Genomic DNA, 17,881 nt, shown 5'->3' with positions numbered 1-17,881 from the left:
TATTCCGGGGGGGGGCGTGTCGTGCGAGCTGATATCGGAGTAACGGCCGGTTCGGGGGCCGGGTCCGGCATTGTGAAGAACACCGGAGGACAGATGATCTTGCTGTGAGTGTCATCAATTTCATCGATCGATGACGGACCGGCAGAATCGGCTGTCGATACTGATGGAAACAGTGTGATTCGAGGGTGAGGTTCGTGAAGCCGCGTTTGGCAATCCTGGTGACTGTGCTCGTGAGTTGTGCGTGGTTGGGCGGGCCCCCGGCTCCGGCGTACGCGCAACCACCGGACGGCCCGGCGGGGCCCGAGGTCTCCGATCCGTCTCCTTTGCAGCAGTGGATCGACGGCACGGTTCCGGCGCCGCCGCAATTCTCGGGTGACGAATCCGAATTGTCGCTGTGGCGTGGCGTATTGCCGTCCGGGACCGGGGACCCGATCTTCGACACCTGGCCGGCCGACCTCGCGGACTACTCACCCGGTGGGATCATCGAGAGTCGCGATGTCACGGCCACGACCGCCGCGCGCATGGCGACGCCCATCGCGCGGGCGACCCTGCTGAAGTTCCGGTCCACGTCCGCCTCGGGCAATCCGTCCTTCGGCACGGCGACACTGATCGTCCCGGCGGCCGGGTGGACCGGACCCGGGCCCCGGCCGGTGGAGGTGAACGCGATGCCGATCAATTCGCTCGGCTCGCACTGCACCCCCGGATTCCAGTTCTCACACGACCTGCTGGACCGCCCGAACACCGATCTCCCGGTGTTCCTGCCGTCGGTCTGGTTGGCGTTGAGCAAGGGACACGCGGTCCTCATGCCGGATCACGAGGGTCCGCTGATGGCCTACGCCGAACCCAATACCGCCGCGCATGTGATGCTGGACGCCATCCGCGCGGTCCGTGCCCATGCGCCCGGCGAATTCGCGGACAGTCGATATGTGGCCATCGGCTATTCCGGTGGCGCGATCGCTTCCTACGCGGCGGCCATGCTGCTCGACGAATACGCGCCCGACCTGCGGGACGTGTTGATCGGTGCCGCGGCGGGCGGCCTGGTCACCGACAATTCCAGTGTCGCCCACCAGTTCAACGGCAATATCTCCTCGGGGATCCTGTTGACCGTGGCGCTGGCGGTCTCGCGCGAACACCCCGAGATCCTGCGCTACATGAACAATCTCGGGCAGTGGGTGGCGACCTCACCGCTGCGCGATATCTGCGGTGACGCCTCCGGGCCGCTCGGCGTGGTCGGTATTCCCATCGATGTCGCCGCGAATACCGCGAACGCGCTCGACACTCCGTTCGCCGCGAAGATGTTCGAGCAGTTGGACCTGACCGGACGGACCTCCGCCGTGCCGCTGTTCATCTACCACGGCCTGCACGATCCGTGGATTCCGCTCGACGACGCCCAGCGCATGTACCAGCAGCAGTGCGGCCGCGGGGTTCCCGGCGTGTTCCGCGTCGTGGGCGGCGAGCACCTTCTCGGCTATGTCAGCGGTTACCCGGAACTCAGCGGTTGGATCGACGCACGGCTGCGCGGCGAACCCGCGCCGAGTGAATGCTGAACGGGTAGTTCCGCGGCCGGGTGCGCGGCGGTGCCGCGCGGTGGTCCGGGTCGCGGGCCCGGCCGGATTCCGGTGGAGGCGTTCGGAAAGCGACGGCGTGTCGTCAGCACTCGCTCGCTGCGGGGACACCGCGTAGGCGCTCGTCCAGCCAGAGGACGGCCTCGGGATAGCCGAGGCCCGCCGCGATGATGTGTTCGCCGAGCACACCGCGGTAGACCGCGGTGACACCGAGCGCGCACTGCTCGCGGAAGAGGTTGCGGGCGCCCTCGGCCGGGATCCAGAACTCCTGTTCGCCGTTGTAGATGTAGAGCGGCGTCGCCGAGGCGGCCCCGGCCATCCGGGTCACCTCGTAGATATCGCGGGCCAGTGCCGAGCGCAGCGGGTCGGGGATGTTCGCGGCGATATCGATGGGCAGCAGCAGCGCACCGGGCAGCGCGAAAACGCTGACACACTGGTCTTTCATGGGCGAGGTCGCCACCCACTGGGCGAGGTGGTTCATCCGGGTCAGGATCTCGGGCCGCTCGCGGGCGATACCGAAGACCGCCGCCATGAACACGCCCGAGGCCAGATTGCCGTTCATGCTGCGGGCCAGGATCTCGAAGTCGGCGGGCACCCCGCCGAGCGCGGCACCGACCAGTGCGGGAGCGAGTTCGGGCGCATAGCTCCCGATCAGTTTCACCGCGCCGTGGGTGGCGATCGCGCCGCCGGAGTAGCCGGTCATGGCGAACCTGCTCGCGCCGAATTCGTCCGCCCGCCACCCCCGTACCGCGCGCACCGCGTCGAGTACCGCGTGGCCCGCGACGTAGGGCTCGGCGTAGGCCATGAGCGGGCCCTCGTGATCCGGAATGAGCACGGCGTATCCGCGCAGCGCGGCCAGGTGTGTGGTGGGCGGTACGAAGTCGGTGAGCGCGCTTTCGAAGGAGAGGCCGTGTGCCAGAGTGTGACCCGGCGTGCACCGCCGCCCGAGCGCGTCGATCGGCAGGTTGTTGACCAGCACCGGCCGCGCGCCGGGCACCGGTGAGCCGGTCGCCGGAATCACCAGTGTCGCCGTGGCGAAGGACGGGCGACCGTGCGCGTCGGTGGTCCGGTATTTGAACAGCAGCGCCTGCCGGATGGGCACCACGATCAGCGGGGCGGCCGAGGCGGTGATATCGCGTACCTCGAGCACCGTGCCGGGGGCGAAGTCGGCGAGGTTCGCCGGCCACAGATCGAAGATCGGGTCGCCGACCGGCGTGGGTAGCACCGCCGCACGCAGCGCCGCGAGGCCCGGGACCATATCGTTCGTCTCCTCCGGCGGCGCCGGCCGGGGTGCCGGCGGGATCGGCGGCGGCGGAATCACCCGGTCGATCCATTGCTGGAGACCGGGCAGGATCGCCGCACTCCCGCTCACGGGCGACGGTGAGACCGGCTGCGCGAACGGGAAGCCGGGCGGCTGGGCGGACGCCTGCCCGGTGAGCAACGGCACGATCACCAGGACCGCGAAAACTCCGGCACGTAAACGTCTCATGGCACACGCCCCTGGGTGCGATGTCGATACATCTGGCACCCGGTGCGGGCTTGTGTTCTCCGGAACGTCCCTGTCGTACCAGGACCAGGAACTCAGGTTACGAGACCCGGCGCCGAATACTGTGATGTGTCACACAATCGAGACGGCCGGCTACTGATTCGAGATGAACCGCCGGCCCCGATGTGTCCCCGCGGTGGGCCGTGGCACGGCAGGTTCACCCGCAGGCACGCGCCGGCTCAGCTCGCGAGTATCTGTGGGGCGAGGTTTTTGAGCATCGAGTTGGCCCAGCGCATCTGGCGGAGGGTCTCGGGGTGGCAGCGTGCGGCGAGTTCGAGAAGCCCGGTGTCTCCGGTCGCCTGTGCTCCTTGGGCGAGCAGCTCCCAGTCGAGTGAGACGCCGGCGGCGATCCGGTGCAGATGCCGGAGGTCGATGAGCAGCAGCAGTGCCGGTTCGCCGCCGCGGCGGCCCAGCAGGGTGCTGAGGCGTTCTTGCACGGGCGCGGTGCGCGGTGCGGTGCGAGGGTTGCTGTCGAGGCCCAGTCCGTAGCGGTGGCCGGCCCGGGCGAGCCGGTGGACGTGGTCGGTGGACCATCCGGCGATATCGCGCGCGACGTGGTAGACCTCGTGGTCGGCTTTGTGGCGGGCGGCCACGGCGGTGAGTTCGCGGGCGAGTTTGCGTTCGGCGCGGTGCAGTTCCCGGATCGCGAGGTCGAGTTTCACGGTTGCTCTCCCACGGTATCGAGGGTTTCGGTGGCCAGGGCCGTCCGGCCGCCGACCGTCGGCGGCAGCGAGGCGCCTAGGGGACGGGACGCCGTGGTGGTGGGGGCCGGCGCCGGTCCGGGTGTGCCCGTGGCGAGCACGGTGACGCGGGCGGCCGCGGTTTTGAAGATCGGTTGTTTGGACGCCGGATCCCAGTCGGTGACCGTGAGTTCGTTGGCGGCGCGGTCGTGTTCGGTACGCGCCGCGGTGGTGGCGTCCCAGTAGCCGTAGTGGAAGGGTACGAACAGCACCCCGGGCCGGATGCCGCAGACGCGGGCCTTGGCGCGCAGGGCGCCCCGCGCGGTGACTATCTCCAGCAGGTCTCCCTCGGTGACCCCCGCGGCGCGGGCGTCGCCGGGGGAGATCTCCACCCATACCTGCGGAGCGGCCGTTTGGAGCTGAGGTGCCCGGGCGGTTTTGGTCCGGGTGTGGAAGTGGTAGAGGGTGCGGCCGGTGGTGAGGACGAACGGGTGGTCGGGGCACGGGGCCTCATGCGGCGGGAGGTACCCGGCCGCTCTGATGATCGCTTTGCCGGAGGGGTTCATGGCCCGGTACTCGGTGGGTTCGACGGGCGCCCCGGTGATCAGGTCCTTTCCGTAGGCTTCGCAATAGTCCGGTGCGGCCGAGAACTCGCCGCCGGTGTAGAGGCGTTCGGCCCCGTCGGGATGTTCGCTATTGCAGGGCCATTGGATACCGCTGCCCCCGCGTAGCTTGTCGTAGCTCATTCCGGTGTAATCGCACGGGCGTCCGGCGCTGCACTTCTTCCACGCCTCGAACGCGGACTCCGGGTCGTGCCACGGGGGCAGGGGTTCGCCGTCGCGGTCGCGGAAATCCATCCGGCGCGCGTAGTCGAGGAAGATGTCGAGATCGGCTCTCGCCTCACCCGGCGGATCGATCGCCTTGTCGGACAGGTGCACCGTGCGGTCGGCATTGGTGAAAGTACCCGTCTTCTCACCCCAGGTGGCCGCTGGGAGTACGACATCGGCGAGCGCGGTGGTCTCGGTGTGGAAGATGTCCTGGACGACGACGAACAGGCGTCGCTGGGCAAGGATCGAGCGGATCCGGCCGAGTTCGGGCATGGAGACCGCCGGGTTGGTGGCGCTGATCCACAACATGCGCAGCGATCCCTGTTCGGCGTAGCGCAGCATCTGCATGGCGTGGGTGGGCGGCGCATAGTGCGGGATCCGGTCGATATCGATATTCCACAGCCGCGCCAGCTCGGCGATATGGGCGTCGTTGTTCCAGTTCCGGAACCCGGCGAGGTCACCGTCGGCACCGCACTCGCGGGTGTTCTGCGCGGTGGGCTGGCCGTTCATCTGCAGTACGCCGCGCCCGGGCTCGCCCAGCATTCCGCGGATCAGGTGCAGATTGTTGACCTGCACGGCCGCCGCGGTGGCCTGATGTGATTGGTAGAAGCCCTGCAGCACCGTCGACAGCAAGGCGTCGGCAGTGCCCAATATCCGGGCGGCGCGCCGGATCTCGTCGGCGGGTACACCGCAGATCTCGGCGGCTTTCCCGGGCGGGTATCCGGCGACCCGGTCACGCAATTCGTCGAAGCCCACGGTGTGCCGCTCGAGGTAGTCGTGATCGATCCAGTCGTTGCCGATGACCTCGTGCAGGAGGCTGTTCATCAACGCGACATTGGTGCCCGGCAGCGGCGCCAGATGTACGGTGGCGTGCTCGGCGACCGCGGTCGCGCGGGGATCGACGCAGACGACCGCCGGCGGATCCTCGCCGGCCAGGCGATCGAGTACCCGGGCCCACAGCATGGGCTGGGTTTCGGCCATATTGTGGCCGAACAGCGCGATCACATCGGCATGGTCTATATCGGTGTAGGAACCGGGCTGTCCGTCGCAGGCGAACGACTCCTTCAGTGCTTCGGCCGCTGTCGCCGTGCACAGCCGGGTGTTGCCGTCGACGTGGTTGGTGCCGATGGCGCCGTGCGCGATCACCCCGAGGGTGTAGTACTCCTCCAGGAACAATTGACCGCTGGTGTAGAAACCGATGGCGCTCGGCCCGTGTTCGGCCAGCAGATGTTTGCTGTGCTCGACGATGCGGGCCATGGCGGTGTCCCAATCGGTGGCCACCAGTTCGCCGTTCTCCCGGATCAGGGGCCGGGTGAGGCGTTCCGGGGAGGAATTGGCCTGCCAGCCGAACAGGTCCTTGGGCCCCAGCCGGCCCCGGTTCACCCGGTCCACGGCCCGGCCCCGTACCCCGACCATGCGGCCGTTCTTGACCGCGATATCGAGGGCGTCGCCATTGGAGTGCAGAATCGAGGCCGTCTGCACCCACTTCTCGACGTCCTCCGCGCCGAGGCCCTCACCCAGGTGCATATCCACCCGCGCCGGCCACTGTTGGCCCGGACTGTACGGGGTCCGGGTTCCCCATGGCTCGGCGATGCGATCCTTGGCCACCATGCCCGGCGTCTACCCGCCGTCTGCGCCGGACAAACCGGCCGGATCGGGATGAAACCACCCGGCGCCGTCTGCCCCCGATGGCTTCATCGGGGGCAGACGACGGCTTCCTGAAGCCCTCATGGTGTGAGCGGCACCGGCTCAGTGGTGCTTCTCCTTCAGGTCGCCCGATTTCACCCCTACCAGCAGGACGGCTACCGCGATCAGCACGATTCCCGCGCTGATGACCAACCCCAGCGAAAGGCTGCCGGTCGCAGATTTGATGAAGCCGAGCAGGGACGGCGACGCCGCGGCCGCGAACGAACCCATCGACGTGACCATCGCGATACCCGTGGCCGCCGCGCGATCGCTCAAATAGATCGACGGGATCGAGTAGAACACCGTCAGGCCGGAATAGTGCGCGGCCGCCATCACCGCGAGCAGGATGATCACCAGCACGACGTTGTCGCTGGAGAACGACAGCGCCAGCATGGCCACGGCGGCGACGACCCAGCTCGTCGCCGCGTGCCGGCGCCGCTCCAGCGTCCGATCGGAGTGGCGGCCGACGATCTGCATCACGACGATGCCGAGCAGCGGCGGGATCGCCGAGAACAGTCCCAGGTTCATCACATCGCCGACACCGGCCTCGGCGATGATCCGCGGCGTCCAGAACGACACCGCATTGGCCAGCGTGTAGGCGCCGCAGGCGCACAGGCCGAGGATCCAGACCTTCGGGTCACGCAGCGCCAGGAACAGGCCGCCTTCGTGAGTCGGCGCCGCGGCCTTGCCGAGCCGGTCCGCTTCGAGGTCCGCGCGCACGGCCGCCTTCTGTGCCGGGGTGAGCCACTTCGCCTGCTCGGGTTCGTCGACCAGCACGACCAGCGCCAGCAGGGCGAGCAGGATCGGCGGGATGCCTTCGATCAGGAACAGCCACTGCCAGTCCGCCAAGCCCGCGGTTCCGCCGAGGGTATGCATGATCCAGCCGGAGATGATCGACCCGAGCACCCCGGAAACCGGGACGCCGATGAAGAACACGGCGGTCATCCGGGTCCGGCGTCCGGACGGGAACCAGCGCGACAGCAGGTAGAGCGCTCCGGGGAAGAACCCGGCCTCCGCGACTCCGAGCAGGAAGCGCGCGATATAGAACGTGGTCTCGTCCCGGACGAACATGGTCGCGATCGTCACCACACCCCAGGTGGCCATGATCCGGACGAGAGTTTTGCGGGCGCCGATGCGTGCCAGCAAGGCGTTGCTGGGGACTTCGAAGAGGATGAACCCGACGAAGAACACGGTGATGCCGAGCCCGTAGACGGCCGAGCCGAACCCCAGATCGCGATGCAGACCCTGCTGCGCGATGCCGATATTGGTGCGGTCGATGTAGCTGACGACGTAACAGATCACGAGCAGCGGCATGACTCGCAGGGCGATGGTCCGATACGTCGACGCCCGGTCGACGTCTTCCACCGGTATTTCGGGCCGTCCAGTGACGGCGGATGATTCGGCCACGACTACTCGACTCCTTTGTCATGCGGGGCTGTGTTGCGTGCCCCGGCGGCAGGCAAAGTGTCTACGTGGGTGTTGTGTTTGTCAACAGTCGATTGGCGGCGACTACGATGACCGGCTATGGCGGAACGTGCGGACGGCCGGGAAATCGTGCCCATCTCTGAACTGCTCTCCTATCGACTTGCCCGCACCTCGTCGGCGATGTCGCGTAGCGCCGCGCTGCGCTATCGGCGCGATTTCGATGTCAGTCTGGGTGAATGGCGGGCGCTCGCGCTGATCGCTGCCGATCCGACCTTGACGCTCAATCGGCTCGCGCGCCGCGCTGGACTGGATAAAGCGCAGATGAGCCGCTCGGTGGCCCGGTTGGCCGAGCGTGGGCTCGTGGATCGGACGGCCGGCTCGGGCCGCACCTCGCAGCTCGCTCTGACCAGCGAGGGTACTCGCGTCTATCGCGGTCTGATCGCCGCGGCGAACGAGCGGGATGCGGAATTCCGCGCGGTGCTGTCGGATGAGGAGGCCGCGGCTCTGGCCACCGCGCTGGACAAGCTGGCCGACCTCGCGCTGGCCGTCGAGGAGCGTGAGCGCGACCACGCAGCCGCCCCTTAGTGTTGACTTTATCAACACTAAGGCGTAATTCTGGAGCCACCGACAAGGAGGTGGCCGATGCCGGACGCGGTAACGATCTGCGAGTGCTTCGCTCGCGACGGACTGCAGCACGAGCCGGAGTTCCTGCCGACCGCGACAAAGGTCGCACTGCTGGATTCGTTCACAGCCGCCGGGTTCCGGCGGATCGAGGCGACCAGCTACAGCCATCCCGATCGGGTGCCGGGCTTCTCGGACGCCTCGCGGGTTCTCGCCGGAATCACCCGCCGGTCGGGCGTCGCGTACAAGGCGACCTGTCCGAATCCCCGCGCGGTACGGCGCGCCCTCGACGACCTCGCGGCCGGCCACGGTGCCGAGGAGCTCAGCCTGCTGGTTTCGGCCAGTGAGAGCCACACCGCGCGCAACCTCCGGACCACTCGGGCCGGGCAGTGGGAGCGCGTCGCCGAGATGACGCGACTCGCCCGCGGCCGGTTCCGGCTGGTGGGGGTCGTCTCGGTCGCGTTCGGCTGCCCGTTCGAGGGTGTGATCGACCCGGGCCGGGTCGCCGAGGATGTGGCCCGGTTCGTCGACCTGGGCGCGGGCCTGGTGACCCTGGGCGACACCACCGGCGTCGCGACCCCCCGATCCGTCCGCGCGCTGTTCACCCGGCTCGAACGCGCCCATCCCGGTTTTCCGGTGGTCGCCCACTTCCACAACACGCGCGGCACCGGCATCGCCAATGCCGTCGCGGCGCTGGACGCCGGGTGCCGCAACTTCGACACCGCGTTCGGCGGCGTCGGCGGTCATCCGGCCGGCGTCCGCTACGGTGCCGGCCGCACCGGCAACGTCTGCACCGAGGACTTGGCCGACCTGTTCGACGCGATGGGCGTCGACACCGGTCTCGATCTCGATCGGCTGGCCGCTGCGTCGGCCGCGTGCGAGGCGGCGCTCGGCCGGACCCTGCACAGCATGGTCGCTCGCGCCGGGTTCGCCCGCTCCGCCGCTCTTGTCTGATATCGGCCCCGATCCAGGAGATACCGTGACCGTCATTCCCGACACCGACCGCACCACCGCGGTGCTGCTCACCGAGGACCACGGCCCCGTCCGCGTGCTCACGCTGAACCGGCCCGACAAGCTCAACGCGCTGAACACAGCGCTGACCCGCGCGCTGAGCGATGCCCTCGCGGCTGCCGACGCCAACCGCGACATCCGGGCAGTGGTGCTCACCGGCGCCGGCCGCGGCTTCTGCGCCGGTGCCGATCTCGACGAGTTTCCCGGCCTGACGCCGGACCGGCCCGAGGTCGTCCTGGAGCGCGCGGCGCTGACCGCCCGGCTGCAGGTTCAGGCGCGACAGCTCGGCGTGCCGGTGATCTCCGCCGTACGTGGCGCCGCGGTCGGTGGCGGCGCCGGACTGGCGATCGGCGCGGATATGGTCGTCGCCGGGACGGACCTGCGGTTCGGCTATCCGGAGCTGAAGCATTCGATTGTTCCCGCGCTGGTGATGACCGGGCTCGTGCAGCATCTCGGGCGAAAGCTCGCGTTCGAGCTGGTGAGCACGGGCCGGCTGCTCTCTGCGGCCGAAGCGGCCGAACACGGGCTGGTGAACCGCGTCGTCGAGCCCGGCGAGGTAGCGGCTACCGCGTTGGGGATCGCCGAACGCTGGGCCGCGCTGGAACCGCGAGCGATCGCCGCGGCGAAGGACCTGCTCTACCGGGTGGCCGATCTACCGACAGATGCCGCGATGCGTGCCGGCCGGGATGTCAATGCGCTGATGCGGGGGTTCCGCGGATGACCGGCCCACTCGCCGGGACTACCGTGCTCGACTTCTCCCGGGTCCTGGCCGGTCCACTGGCGACTCAGGTCCTCGCCGAACTCGGCGCCACCGTGATCAAAGTGGAACGGCCCCGGGCCGGCGACGAGACCCGCGGCTTCGAACCCCGCCTGCCGCGGGGGGAGAGTGCTTACTTCTTCGCGTTCAACCGGGGCAAGCGGTCGGTAACGCTCGATCTCAAAGACTCACGCGGCCAGGACGTGGCGCGCCGGTTGGCCGCGGGTGCCGATATCGTCGTCGAGAACTTCCTGCCGGGCGCTTTGGACAAGCTCGGCCTCGGCTACGCCGATCTTTCGGCGGGCAACCCCGGGCTGATCTACGTATCCGCGACCGGCTTCGGCCAATCCGGCCCGGACTGCACGCGTAAGGGATACGACACCGTCTTCCAGGCGCTGTCGGGAGTGATGGCGATGACCGGGGAGCCGGCCGGACCGCCGTCGAAGACCGGAATCCCCGTGGCGGATATGACCTCCGGGCTATGGGTGGTGATCGCCGCGCTCAGTGGGCTGGCCGGGCGCGCGGCGACCGGCCGGGGCCGTCACTTCGACGTATCCATGATGGACGTCCAGCTCAGCCTGCACGCGCTGAACGCCGCCCGGCTCTTCGCACTCGACGAGGACCCCGTACGCACCGGAACCCAGCATCCCGGCCGGGTACCCTCGGCGGCGTTCCAGGCGGGCGACGGTGAATGGCTGCACATCAGCGGGAGCGACCAGCACTGGGCGCCGCTGTGCGAGGTTCTGGGGCTCGACGACCTGGCCGCGGATCCGGCGCTGCGCGACAACTCCGGTCGCGTCGAACACCGCGCGCGGGTGATGAAGGCTATGCGGAGCGCGATCGCCCGATACGACCGTGACGTGCTGGTGAAAGAGCTGCGTGCGGCCGACGTACCGGTCGGCGCGGTCCGTTCGGTGCGGGAGGCCCTGGCCGACCCGCACGCCGTTGCCCGCGGTGTTGTCGGCGAGTTCACCCACCCGGTCGAAGGTCCGTTTCCGGCGCTGCGGACGCCCTTGCGGGAAACCACCGGAAAGCCGCTCGATCCGGGCGTTCCGCCGCTGCTCGGTGCCGATACCGAAGACGTACTGGCGGGCCGGGCCGGGCTCACCGCCGCCGAGATCGAGGCCCTGCGGGCCGCGGGGGTGATCTGACCGTGGATGTGTCACAGCGTGTGCGGCTCGATGTGGCCGACGGGATCGCGCGGGTCGAACTCGTGCGGCCCGAAGCCCGCAATGCCCTCGACCTGCCGATGTGCCGGCAGCTGCGCGAGGCATTCGAGGAGGTCGACGCCGACGAGGACGTCCGGGTCGTGCTGGTGAGTGCGCGGGGGCCGGTGTTCTGCGCGGGCGCCGACCTCAGGGAACGCACCGGGATGGACGCCGGGTGGGTGCGGCGGCGCCGGCTCGCCGCATTCGCCGCCTACGCCGCGATCGAGCAGTGTCGAGTGCCGGTGGTCGCCCTGGTTCAGGGCGCGGTCGTCGGCTCGGGTGGCGAGATCACCCTGGCCGCGGACTTCGCCATCGCCGCCGAAGGCACCGTTTTCCGTTTTCCCGAACCACAGTGGGGCACGGTCGGCGCGACCCAGCGCCTGCAACGGGCGATCGGCAAACGCCGGGCGAAGGAACTGTTGTTCACCAACCGCGCGCTCGACGCCGCCGAGGCGGCCGACCTCGGCCTCGTCACCCGCGTGGTCCCGCTCGGCCGGCTCGCCGACACCGGCGAGGAAACGGCCCGTACCATCGCGAAAGCTCCGCCACTGGCCATCGCGCTGACCAAGCGCGCGGTCGACCTGGGGGCGGAGACCGACCTCGATCGCGGTATCCGCATCGAGCTGGCTGCCATCGAACAGTGTCTCGCCGACGGCGGCTGGCGCGACGGCATCGCCCGCTTCGCCGCGGGGAACGGAGAAGAGAAGTGACCCCGCTGCGTACCGCCTGTCCACTCACCACGCACGAAGCCCTGGCCCGTGCGGCGCTGCTCGCTCCCGACGTCGAGGCCGTCGTCACGGCGACCGACCGGATCACCTACGGCGACCTCGCAGCGCGGGTCGAACGCGTACGGGGCGGGCTCGCGGCCGTCGGAATCCGCCGCGGCGATCGTGTCGGGATCTGCGTCGGCAACGGTCCGGATTGGGTGGCGCTGTTCCTGGCCGTCGGCTCGGCCGGTGCGATCGCGGTGCCGGTCAACACCCGGTTCACCGCCGGCGAAGTGCACTACACGCTGGCCCACGCCCGAGTCACCACACTGTTCGTCGCCGACCGCGTACTGAACGTCGACTTCGTCGCCCTGCTCGCCGAACTCGGTTTCGGCGCGGACGGTACCGAGAGCCTGCCCGACCTGGAACATGTCGTCGTTCTCGGCGACGACGTACCCGTCTACGCCACGGCCTGGGCAGACTTCCTCGACGCCGGCGCCGGCCGCACCCCGGTACCCGCCGCCGTCCCTGACGATGTCCTGCTCGTCCAGTACACCTCCGGCACCACCGCACGGCCGAAGGGTGTGCTGCTCACCCACCGCAGTATGTGCGCCGACGCGTTCTTCTCCGGTCTGCGCATGGGTCTGCGCGCGGGCGACCGGTTTCACTCGGCCCGGCCGTTCTTCCATGTCGCCGGGAGTACGTTGTCCGTACTGGCGTCGGTTCAGCACGCCACGACCCTGGTGACGATGCCGAGATTCGAGCCCGGCGAGGCCCTGCGGCTGCTGGAAATCGAACGCTGCACGCACTTCTCCGGCAACGACACCATCGCGCTGCTGCTGCTCAACCACCCCGACCGCGCCCGCCGCCGACTGTATCTGCGCGGCGCCTGGGTGGCCGCCTCTCCCACCGTGGTCCGCCGGGTCATCGACGAACTCGGCGCCCGTGAGTGCGTCGCGGGCTACGGGCTCTCCGAAGCCTCCCCGAATGTCGCCCAGTCGGCCTGGTGGGAGCCCGAGGAGATCCGCGCGTCCGGCGCGATGGCCGTCGAGCCCGGGGTCGAGGTCCGGATCCGCGCGTTCGACGACACCCGCGACTGCGTTCCCGAAGAGCAGGGCTCGGTCCTGGTCCGCGGCTGGAACGTGATGGTGGGCTATCTGGACGACCCGGTGAGAACCGCCGAGACGATCGACGCCGACGGCTGGCTGGTCACCGGCGATATCGGCGCGCTCGACGCGACCGGACGGTTCCACTTCGTTGGCCGGACCAAGGACATCATCCGCGTCGGCGGCGAGAACGTCGCGCCTGCCGATATCGAGGACACTCTGCACCGGCACCCGCTGGTCCGGCAGGCGGCAGTCGTCGGCGTTCCGGACGGGCGGCTGGTCGAGGTGCCTTTCGCCTTCGTCGTCCTTGCCGGGCAGGGCGTCACCGAGGCCGAACTGCTCGACTGGGCGCGCGAACGAATGGCCGGCTTCAAGGTGCCGCGGCACCTGCGCATCGTCGACGGCTTCGAGGATATCGGGATGACCGCGAGTTCCAAGGTGCAGAAGAACCGGCTCGCCGCCCATGCCCGCGCGCTGCTGGAGCAGAGCGGAGTGGACGCGTGACCCGCATCGCGACTCCGGTGACCGCGCTGCTCGGGATCGATCTCCCCGTGGTGCAGGCCGGCATGTCCTGGGCCTCCTCCTGTTCGGCACTGCCGCTCGCGGTCAGCCGGGCCGGCGGCCTCGGCGTCGTGGCGGCGGGACCCATGCGGCTACCCGACCTCGCACGCACCCTGGACGAGATGGCCGCGGGGACCGACCGGACGTGGGCGGTGAACCTTCCCCTGTACCGCGCCCGCGTGGACGAGGTGATCGACCTGCTGCTCGACCGCCGCCCTCCGGTGCTCATCGCGTCGCAGGGCGGGCCGCGGCGGTACCTCGAACGTTTCCACCGGGTGGGCACCCGCTGCCTGCATGTCGTCGCCGGAGTCGAACACGCCCGGAAGGCCGCTGATGCCGGTGTCGACGCACTGGTGGTCGTCGGCGCGGAGGCCGGAGGGCATCCGCCGCCCGCGATGGTCACCACGCAGGTTCTGGTGCGCGCGGTGGCTCGCGCGATCCCGGACGTTGCGCTGATCGCGTCCGGCGGGGTCGCCGACGGCGCCGGACTCGCCGCGATGCTCGCTCTCGGCGCCGGGGCGGCCCAGTTCGGCACGCGGTTCCTCGCCAGCGCGGAGGCGACGGTGCACGACGCGTACAAGCGAGCGGTGCTCGCCGCGGGCGTGGACGCCACCCGCACGGTCGGGTACGGCCTCGGCGTCATCCGCGCCCTGGACAACGACTTCACCGCGCGCATGCTCGAACTGGAAGCGACCGGCGCCGAAATAACGTTGCGGCGCAAGTTCTTCCAGAAGTCGACGCTCAAGGACGCCGCGTTGGACGGCGATATCGCCGAGGGCAAGGTCGAGGCGGGGCAGTCGGCCGGGCTCGTCGATGAAGTCCTGCCCGCGGCCGAAATCGTGGCCCGGATCATCCACGAGTACCGAGCGGTGCGGGCGGGCCTACCGCCGGTACTGGACGCCTGATCCGGATCGGTCGCGTCGGTTACCTCTGGGTGGTCTCCGAGAGGTCGCGGTACCCTGAAAGGACCGTCGCCTGTACCGACGTGTGCTCGCCCGAACTCGGCGATCACGCGAATGAATCCGCCGGCAGGACCTGCGCATGGACGAATTCGACTCGTTCGGAACTCGGGGTCGGCCGGTAATGTTCAGATGCTCGATCGGCGGAAAAAGATCACTCCCGTTCGAGACGACGAGTTTCGTCGGTCGTCGAACAGAACTGACCGAGGTCAAAGGTCTGCTCAAGAATAACCGGCTGGTGACGATCACCGGAACCGGCGGGGTGGGGAAGACCCGACTGGCATTACGGGTGGCGACCGCCGTACAGCGGGATTTCGCCGACGGTGCGTGTCTGGTCGAGCTCGGTGAATTGTGCGACGGTGAGCTGCTGCCGGTGCTGATCGCCGCGGCAGAGGGCCTACAATCCGGCGGTCGACCGGTGCTGGAAGCACTGGCCGAGCATCTGGCGTCGCGACAGTTGCTGCTGGTGCTCGACAATTGCGAACATATCGTGGACGACACAGCGAGAGTCGCCGGACACCTCATTCGGTCCTGTCCGGAGCTGCGGATTCTCGTCACCGGCCGGGAAGCGCTCCATATCGCCGGCGAAGCGGTGCTCCGAGTATCTTCGCTGTCCGTTCCCGAAGCGGGACCCCCTCTTTCCTTGTTGGCGGCTCCGCGCTATGACGCGATCAGGCTGTTCGTCGAAAGAGCGACGGCCGTGGTACCCGAGTTCGCGCTCACCGAAGACAATGTCGCCACAATCGCCGACATCTGCCGCCGCCTGGACGGATTACCGCTGCTGATCGAGTTGGCGGCCGCGCGGCTGAAGGTGCTCTCGCCGAGAGATATCTCGCAGCGCCTGGCGGATCGCTTCGCGCTGCTGACCAGCCGCAGTCGGAGCGCTCCCAGCCGTCATCGAACTGTGCGGTGGTGCATCGACTGGAGTTACTCCTTGTGCAGCCCGGCCGAACAAGTGGTCTGGGCTCGCGCCTCGGTGTTCGCGGGCAGCTTCGAATTGGACGCCGCCGAAACGGTGTGCCGGTGTCAGTCCGCGGGAGAGAACCCCCTCGACGTGCTCACGGGACTGGTCGACAAATCCGTTCTCCTGCGCGAGGAAACTCATTCTGTAGTGCGTTTCCGACTGCTCGAGACTCTCCGCGACTACGGTCGTGAGAAACTCGAGAAAAGTGGCGAGCACATCGATATCCGGCGTCGGCACCGGGACTGGTATCGGCAGCTGGCCGAGAACGCCGAGTCCAACTGGATCGGTCCCACCCAGCTCGACCGGATCGCCCGCCTGGACCGCGAACAACCCAATCTGCGCGAGGCATTGGAGTTCTGCTTCGGCGGGGGCGAGCCCGCGGTCGCGTTGTCGATCGCGGCGGCGCTGCGCATGTTCTGGGTGGCGCGCGGTCAGGTGGACGAGGCGCGATACTGGCTCGGGCGCGCGCTCGGCGCCGGCGCCGCCGAGGTGACGGTCGAACGCGCCAAGGCATTGCACATCGCGAGCGCGGCGGCCGAACTCCAGGGCGACATCGGTGCCGCGGCCGCGCTGGCTCGCGAGGCGGACACCCTCGCCGAGCAGACCCAGGAGCCGCTGGTGCACGCCTACACGTACCTCACCCGAGGTACCCGCGCATGTTTCAGCGGCGAGCCGCAACTCGCATACACCGCGCTGGTGGCTGCTCTCGAGCGGTTCGAAGCGCAGCGAGACGTCCTCGGCCAGATCCTGGCCCTTCTCTCACTGGGACTGGCGCACGAATTGGAAGGCGACAGCGCGGCGGCCCTCCGCTGTCATGAGCGGGCCCTCGAACTGATCGAGTTGCATCACGACGAGGTATACCGCGCCACGGCCTTGTGGGCCACGGCGGTTTCCGCATGGCATCAGGGGGACCGAGACCGTCCGATGCGGCTGTTGCGGCAAGCCGTGCGGCTGACGAGCCGCCTCCAGGACCCTCTCATGGCCGCGACGGTTCTGGAGACGCTGGCATGGATCGTCTGCGCCGGGGGCAACGCACGGAGGGCTGCGGTATTCATGGGCGCGGCGAGGGCGCTCGCCCAGACCATAGGTAGCAGCTCGACGGCGCTGCTACCGAAGCTGGTCACAGATCACGAGGACTGCGAGACGGCGGCTCGGCGCGCATTGGGGAGCCGGGCTTTCGAGGCCGCATTCCGGGAGGGAAGTCTCATGGACCTGGACGCCGCCGCTTCCTGCGCGCTCGACGAGCAACCGGAAACTTCCGGCCCCGGCCCCCCGTCCGGGTTGACCGGCCGCGAGCGCGAAGTAGCTCGGCTCGTCGCCGAGGGCCTGACCAACAAGGCGATCGCTGCCCGGCTGGTCATTTCACAACGTACGGCCCAGGGACATGTCGAACACATCTTGACGAAGCTAGGATTCACCTCCCGCGCCCAGATCGCCGCATGGGTTGCCGAGCAGGCCGGGCGGCCGGGGCCCGGTCGTTGACCGCGGCGAGGAACTCCTCTGTCGTCAGGATGGCGTGCGCGTATTGCGGCGCATTGATCTCGAACGTCGCGGTCATCTCGTCCCAGTCGAACGCGCCGATCGCGTCACGGATGAGGGTGACGTGATAACCGAGTTCCTGACCGAACCGAGCCGTGGTATCCACGCATGTGTTGGCCTTCATACCGATGAGGACGATCTGCCGGATCCCGTGCTGGGTGAGCATCATGTCGAGATCGGTATTGGCGAAGCCGCTCGCCGACCAGTGCTGTCTCATCACCAGTTCGTCCTCGCGGGGCTCGAAGTCCGGGTGCCACTGTCCGCCCCAGCTGTCCAGCGCGAATGTCTGTCGTTCCACAATGCGGCGCTGCGTGGGAGACAGGTGGTCCCAGGTGCGGTAGTCGCCGGGGGCCGTCCGGTGGTGCGGGACGATGAAAACCCGGAGGCCATGGTCCCGTGCCGCGGCGAGTACGGCGCGCATATGGTCGAGCAACCCGATACCTTCGGCGACTTCCTCGGCCGACGGCCAGAGTTTGCCGCCCTCGGAAAGAAAATCGTTGTACGGATCGATGATCAAGAGTGCGGTTTCACCACCGAGGTAGCCGGTTGCGGCGGCTGTCGCCTCTTCGCTCCGGCCGACCTCGGTGCCATCGGGTGCGTCGCTCGTTCCCATGGGCTGCCTCCCCTGAGAATCGATTGCCGGTAGGGCCACGACAGCCCCAGGACCGGAACTGTTCGTTCCGCTACCTGCTGCCGCCGGGTCTGTCGGGACCGGCACC

General features: G+C 68.8%; 14 protein-coding genes. 9 read left to right on the top strand and 5 right to left on the bottom strand.

The features are described 5' to 3' along the window. Positions 1-194 precede the first annotated feature (194 nt). Positions 195-1,547: a lipase family protein gene (locus ON38_RS32140; RefSeq protein WP_245564474.1), complete on the top strand. Its 1,353-nt coding sequence runs from the start codon at positions 195-197 to the stop codon at positions 1,545-1,547. Positions 1,548-1,650: 103 nt separating this feature from the next. On the opposite strand, the gene ON38_RS32135 is transcribed toward ON38_RS32140, so the two are convergent. From ON38_RS32135 to ON38_RS32120, 4 genes are all read right to left on the bottom strand, one after another. After that, positions 1,651-3,054 carry a lipase family protein gene (locus ON38_RS32135; protein ID WP_039828949.1) on the bottom strand — a complete coding sequence of 468 codons (1,404 nt, stop codon included), beginning with the start codon at positions 3,052-3,054 and terminating at the stop codon, positions 1,651-1,653. Between the two features lie 236 nt (positions 3,055-3,290). Continuing rightward, positions 3,291-3,773, bottom strand: a complete 483-nt coding sequence (locus ON38_RS32130) for a hypothetical protein (RefSeq protein WP_039828948.1) — start codon at positions 3,771-3,773, stop codon at positions 3,291-3,293. Then, positions 3,770-6,226 (bottom strand): molybdopterin oxidoreductase family protein, encoded by a 2,457-nt coding sequence (locus ON38_RS32125; protein WP_039829033.1) that lies wholly within the window; start codon positions 6,224-6,226, stop codon positions 3,770-3,772. The genes ON38_RS32130 and ON38_RS32125 overlap by 4 nt, the downstream gene beginning before the upstream one ends. 141 nt (positions 6,227-6,367) lie before the next feature. Continuing rightward, positions 6,368-7,711 carry an MFS transporter gene (locus ON38_RS32120; protein ID WP_039828947.1) on the bottom strand — a complete coding sequence of 448 codons (1,344 nt, stop codon included), beginning with the start codon at positions 7,709-7,711 and terminating at the stop codon, positions 6,368-6,370. Between the two features lie 117 nt (positions 7,712-7,828). On the opposite strand from ON38_RS32120, the gene ON38_RS32115 reads away from it, so the two are divergent. The 8 genes from ON38_RS32115 (at position 7,829) to ON38_RS32080 (ending at position 17,105) form a co-directional block, all read left to right on the top strand. Continuing rightward, positions 7,829-8,314, top strand: coding sequence for a MarR family winged helix-turn-helix transcriptional regulator (locus ON38_RS32115; RefSeq protein WP_039828946.1), 486 nt, complete (start codon positions 7,829-7,831; stop codon positions 8,312-8,314). Positions 8,315-8,371: 57 nt separating this feature from the next. Next, complete coding sequence (locus ON38_RS32110; protein ID WP_039828945.1) at positions 8,372-9,304, top strand: hydroxymethylglutaryl-CoA lyase; 933 nt, start codon at positions 8,372-8,374, stop codon at positions 9,302-9,304. A 25-nt stretch (positions 9,305-9,329) separates the two neighbouring features. Beyond that, complete coding sequence (locus tag ON38_RS32105) at positions 9,330-10,082, top strand: enoyl-CoA hydratase/isomerase family protein (RefSeq protein ID WP_218000879.1); 753 nt, start codon at positions 9,330-9,332, stop codon at positions 10,080-10,082. Continuing rightward, a complete protein-coding gene (locus ON38_RS32100) occupies positions 10,079-11,269 on the top strand; it encodes a CaiB/BaiF CoA transferase family protein (protein ID WP_039828944.1) in 1,191 nt (396 codons plus the stop codon). Before ON38_RS32105 ends, ON38_RS32100 begins: the two co-directional genes overlap by 4 nt. Before the next feature lie 8 nt (positions 11,270-11,277). Next, positions 11,278-12,036 carry an enoyl-CoA hydratase/isomerase family protein gene (locus ON38_RS32095; protein WP_039829030.1) on the top strand — a complete coding sequence of 253 codons (759 nt, stop codon included), beginning with the start codon at positions 11,278-11,280 and terminating at the stop codon, positions 12,034-12,036. Next, a complete protein-coding gene (locus ON38_RS32090; RefSeq protein ID WP_039828943.1) occupies positions 12,033-13,643 on the top strand; it encodes an AMP-binding protein in 1,611 nt (536 codons plus the stop codon). The genes ON38_RS32095 and ON38_RS32090 overlap by 4 nt, the downstream gene beginning before the upstream one ends. After that, positions 13,640-14,605, top strand: a complete 966-nt coding sequence (locus ON38_RS32085) for an NAD(P)H-dependent flavin oxidoreductase (RefSeq protein ID WP_039828942.1) — start codon at positions 13,640-13,642, stop codon at positions 14,603-14,605. Before ON38_RS32090 ends, ON38_RS32085 begins: the two co-directional genes overlap by 4 nt. Before the next feature lie 292 nt (positions 14,606-14,897). Further along, on the top strand, positions 14,898-17,105 hold the full coding sequence (locus tag ON38_RS32080; protein WP_157182031.1) for an ATP-binding protein: 2,208 nt from the start codon (positions 14,898-14,900) through the stop codon (positions 17,103-17,105). On the opposite strand, the gene ON38_RS32075 is transcribed toward ON38_RS32080, so the two are convergent. After that, complete coding sequence (locus ON38_RS32075) at positions 17,038-17,775, bottom strand: cysteine hydrolase family protein (protein WP_083873272.1); 738 nt, start codon at positions 17,773-17,775, stop codon at positions 17,038-17,040. The two genes, ON38_RS32080 and ON38_RS32075, sit on opposite strands and share 68 nt — an antisense overlap. Positions 17,776-17,881 lie beyond the last annotated feature (106 nt).

The sequence above is a fragment of the Nocardia testacea NBRC 100365 genome (assembly GCF_000308775.1).
Taxonomy (GTDB): domain Bacteria; phylum Actinomycetota; class Actinomycetes; order Mycobacteriales; family Mycobacteriaceae; genus Nocardia; species Nocardia testacea.
Note: the sequence above shows the minus strand (reverse complement) of the source record. Positions and strands in the feature narration are given on the sequence as shown.

Bases quoted from the DNA above. Each gene is read 5' to 3' on its own strand.
- ON38_RS32135 (WP_039828949.1), bottom strand. From the start codon at position 3,054: ATGAGACGTTTACGTGCCGGAGTTTTCGCGGTCCTGGTGATCGTGCCG.
- ON38_RS32115 (WP_039828946.1), top strand. From the start codon at position 7,829: ATGGCGGAACGTGCGGACGGCCGGGAAATCGTGCCCATCTCTGAACTG.
- ON38_RS32110 (WP_039828945.1), top strand. From the start codon at position 8,372: ATGCCGGACGCGGTAACGATCTGCGAGTGCTTCGCTCGCGACGGACTG.
- ON38_RS32100 (WP_039828944.1), top strand. From the start codon at position 10,079: ATGACCGGCCCACTCGCCGGGACTACCGTGCTCGACTTCTCCCGGGTC.
- ON38_RS32075 (WP_083873272.1), bottom strand. From the start codon at position 17,775: ATGGGAACGAGCGACGCACCCGATGGCACCGAGGTCGGCCGGAGCGAA.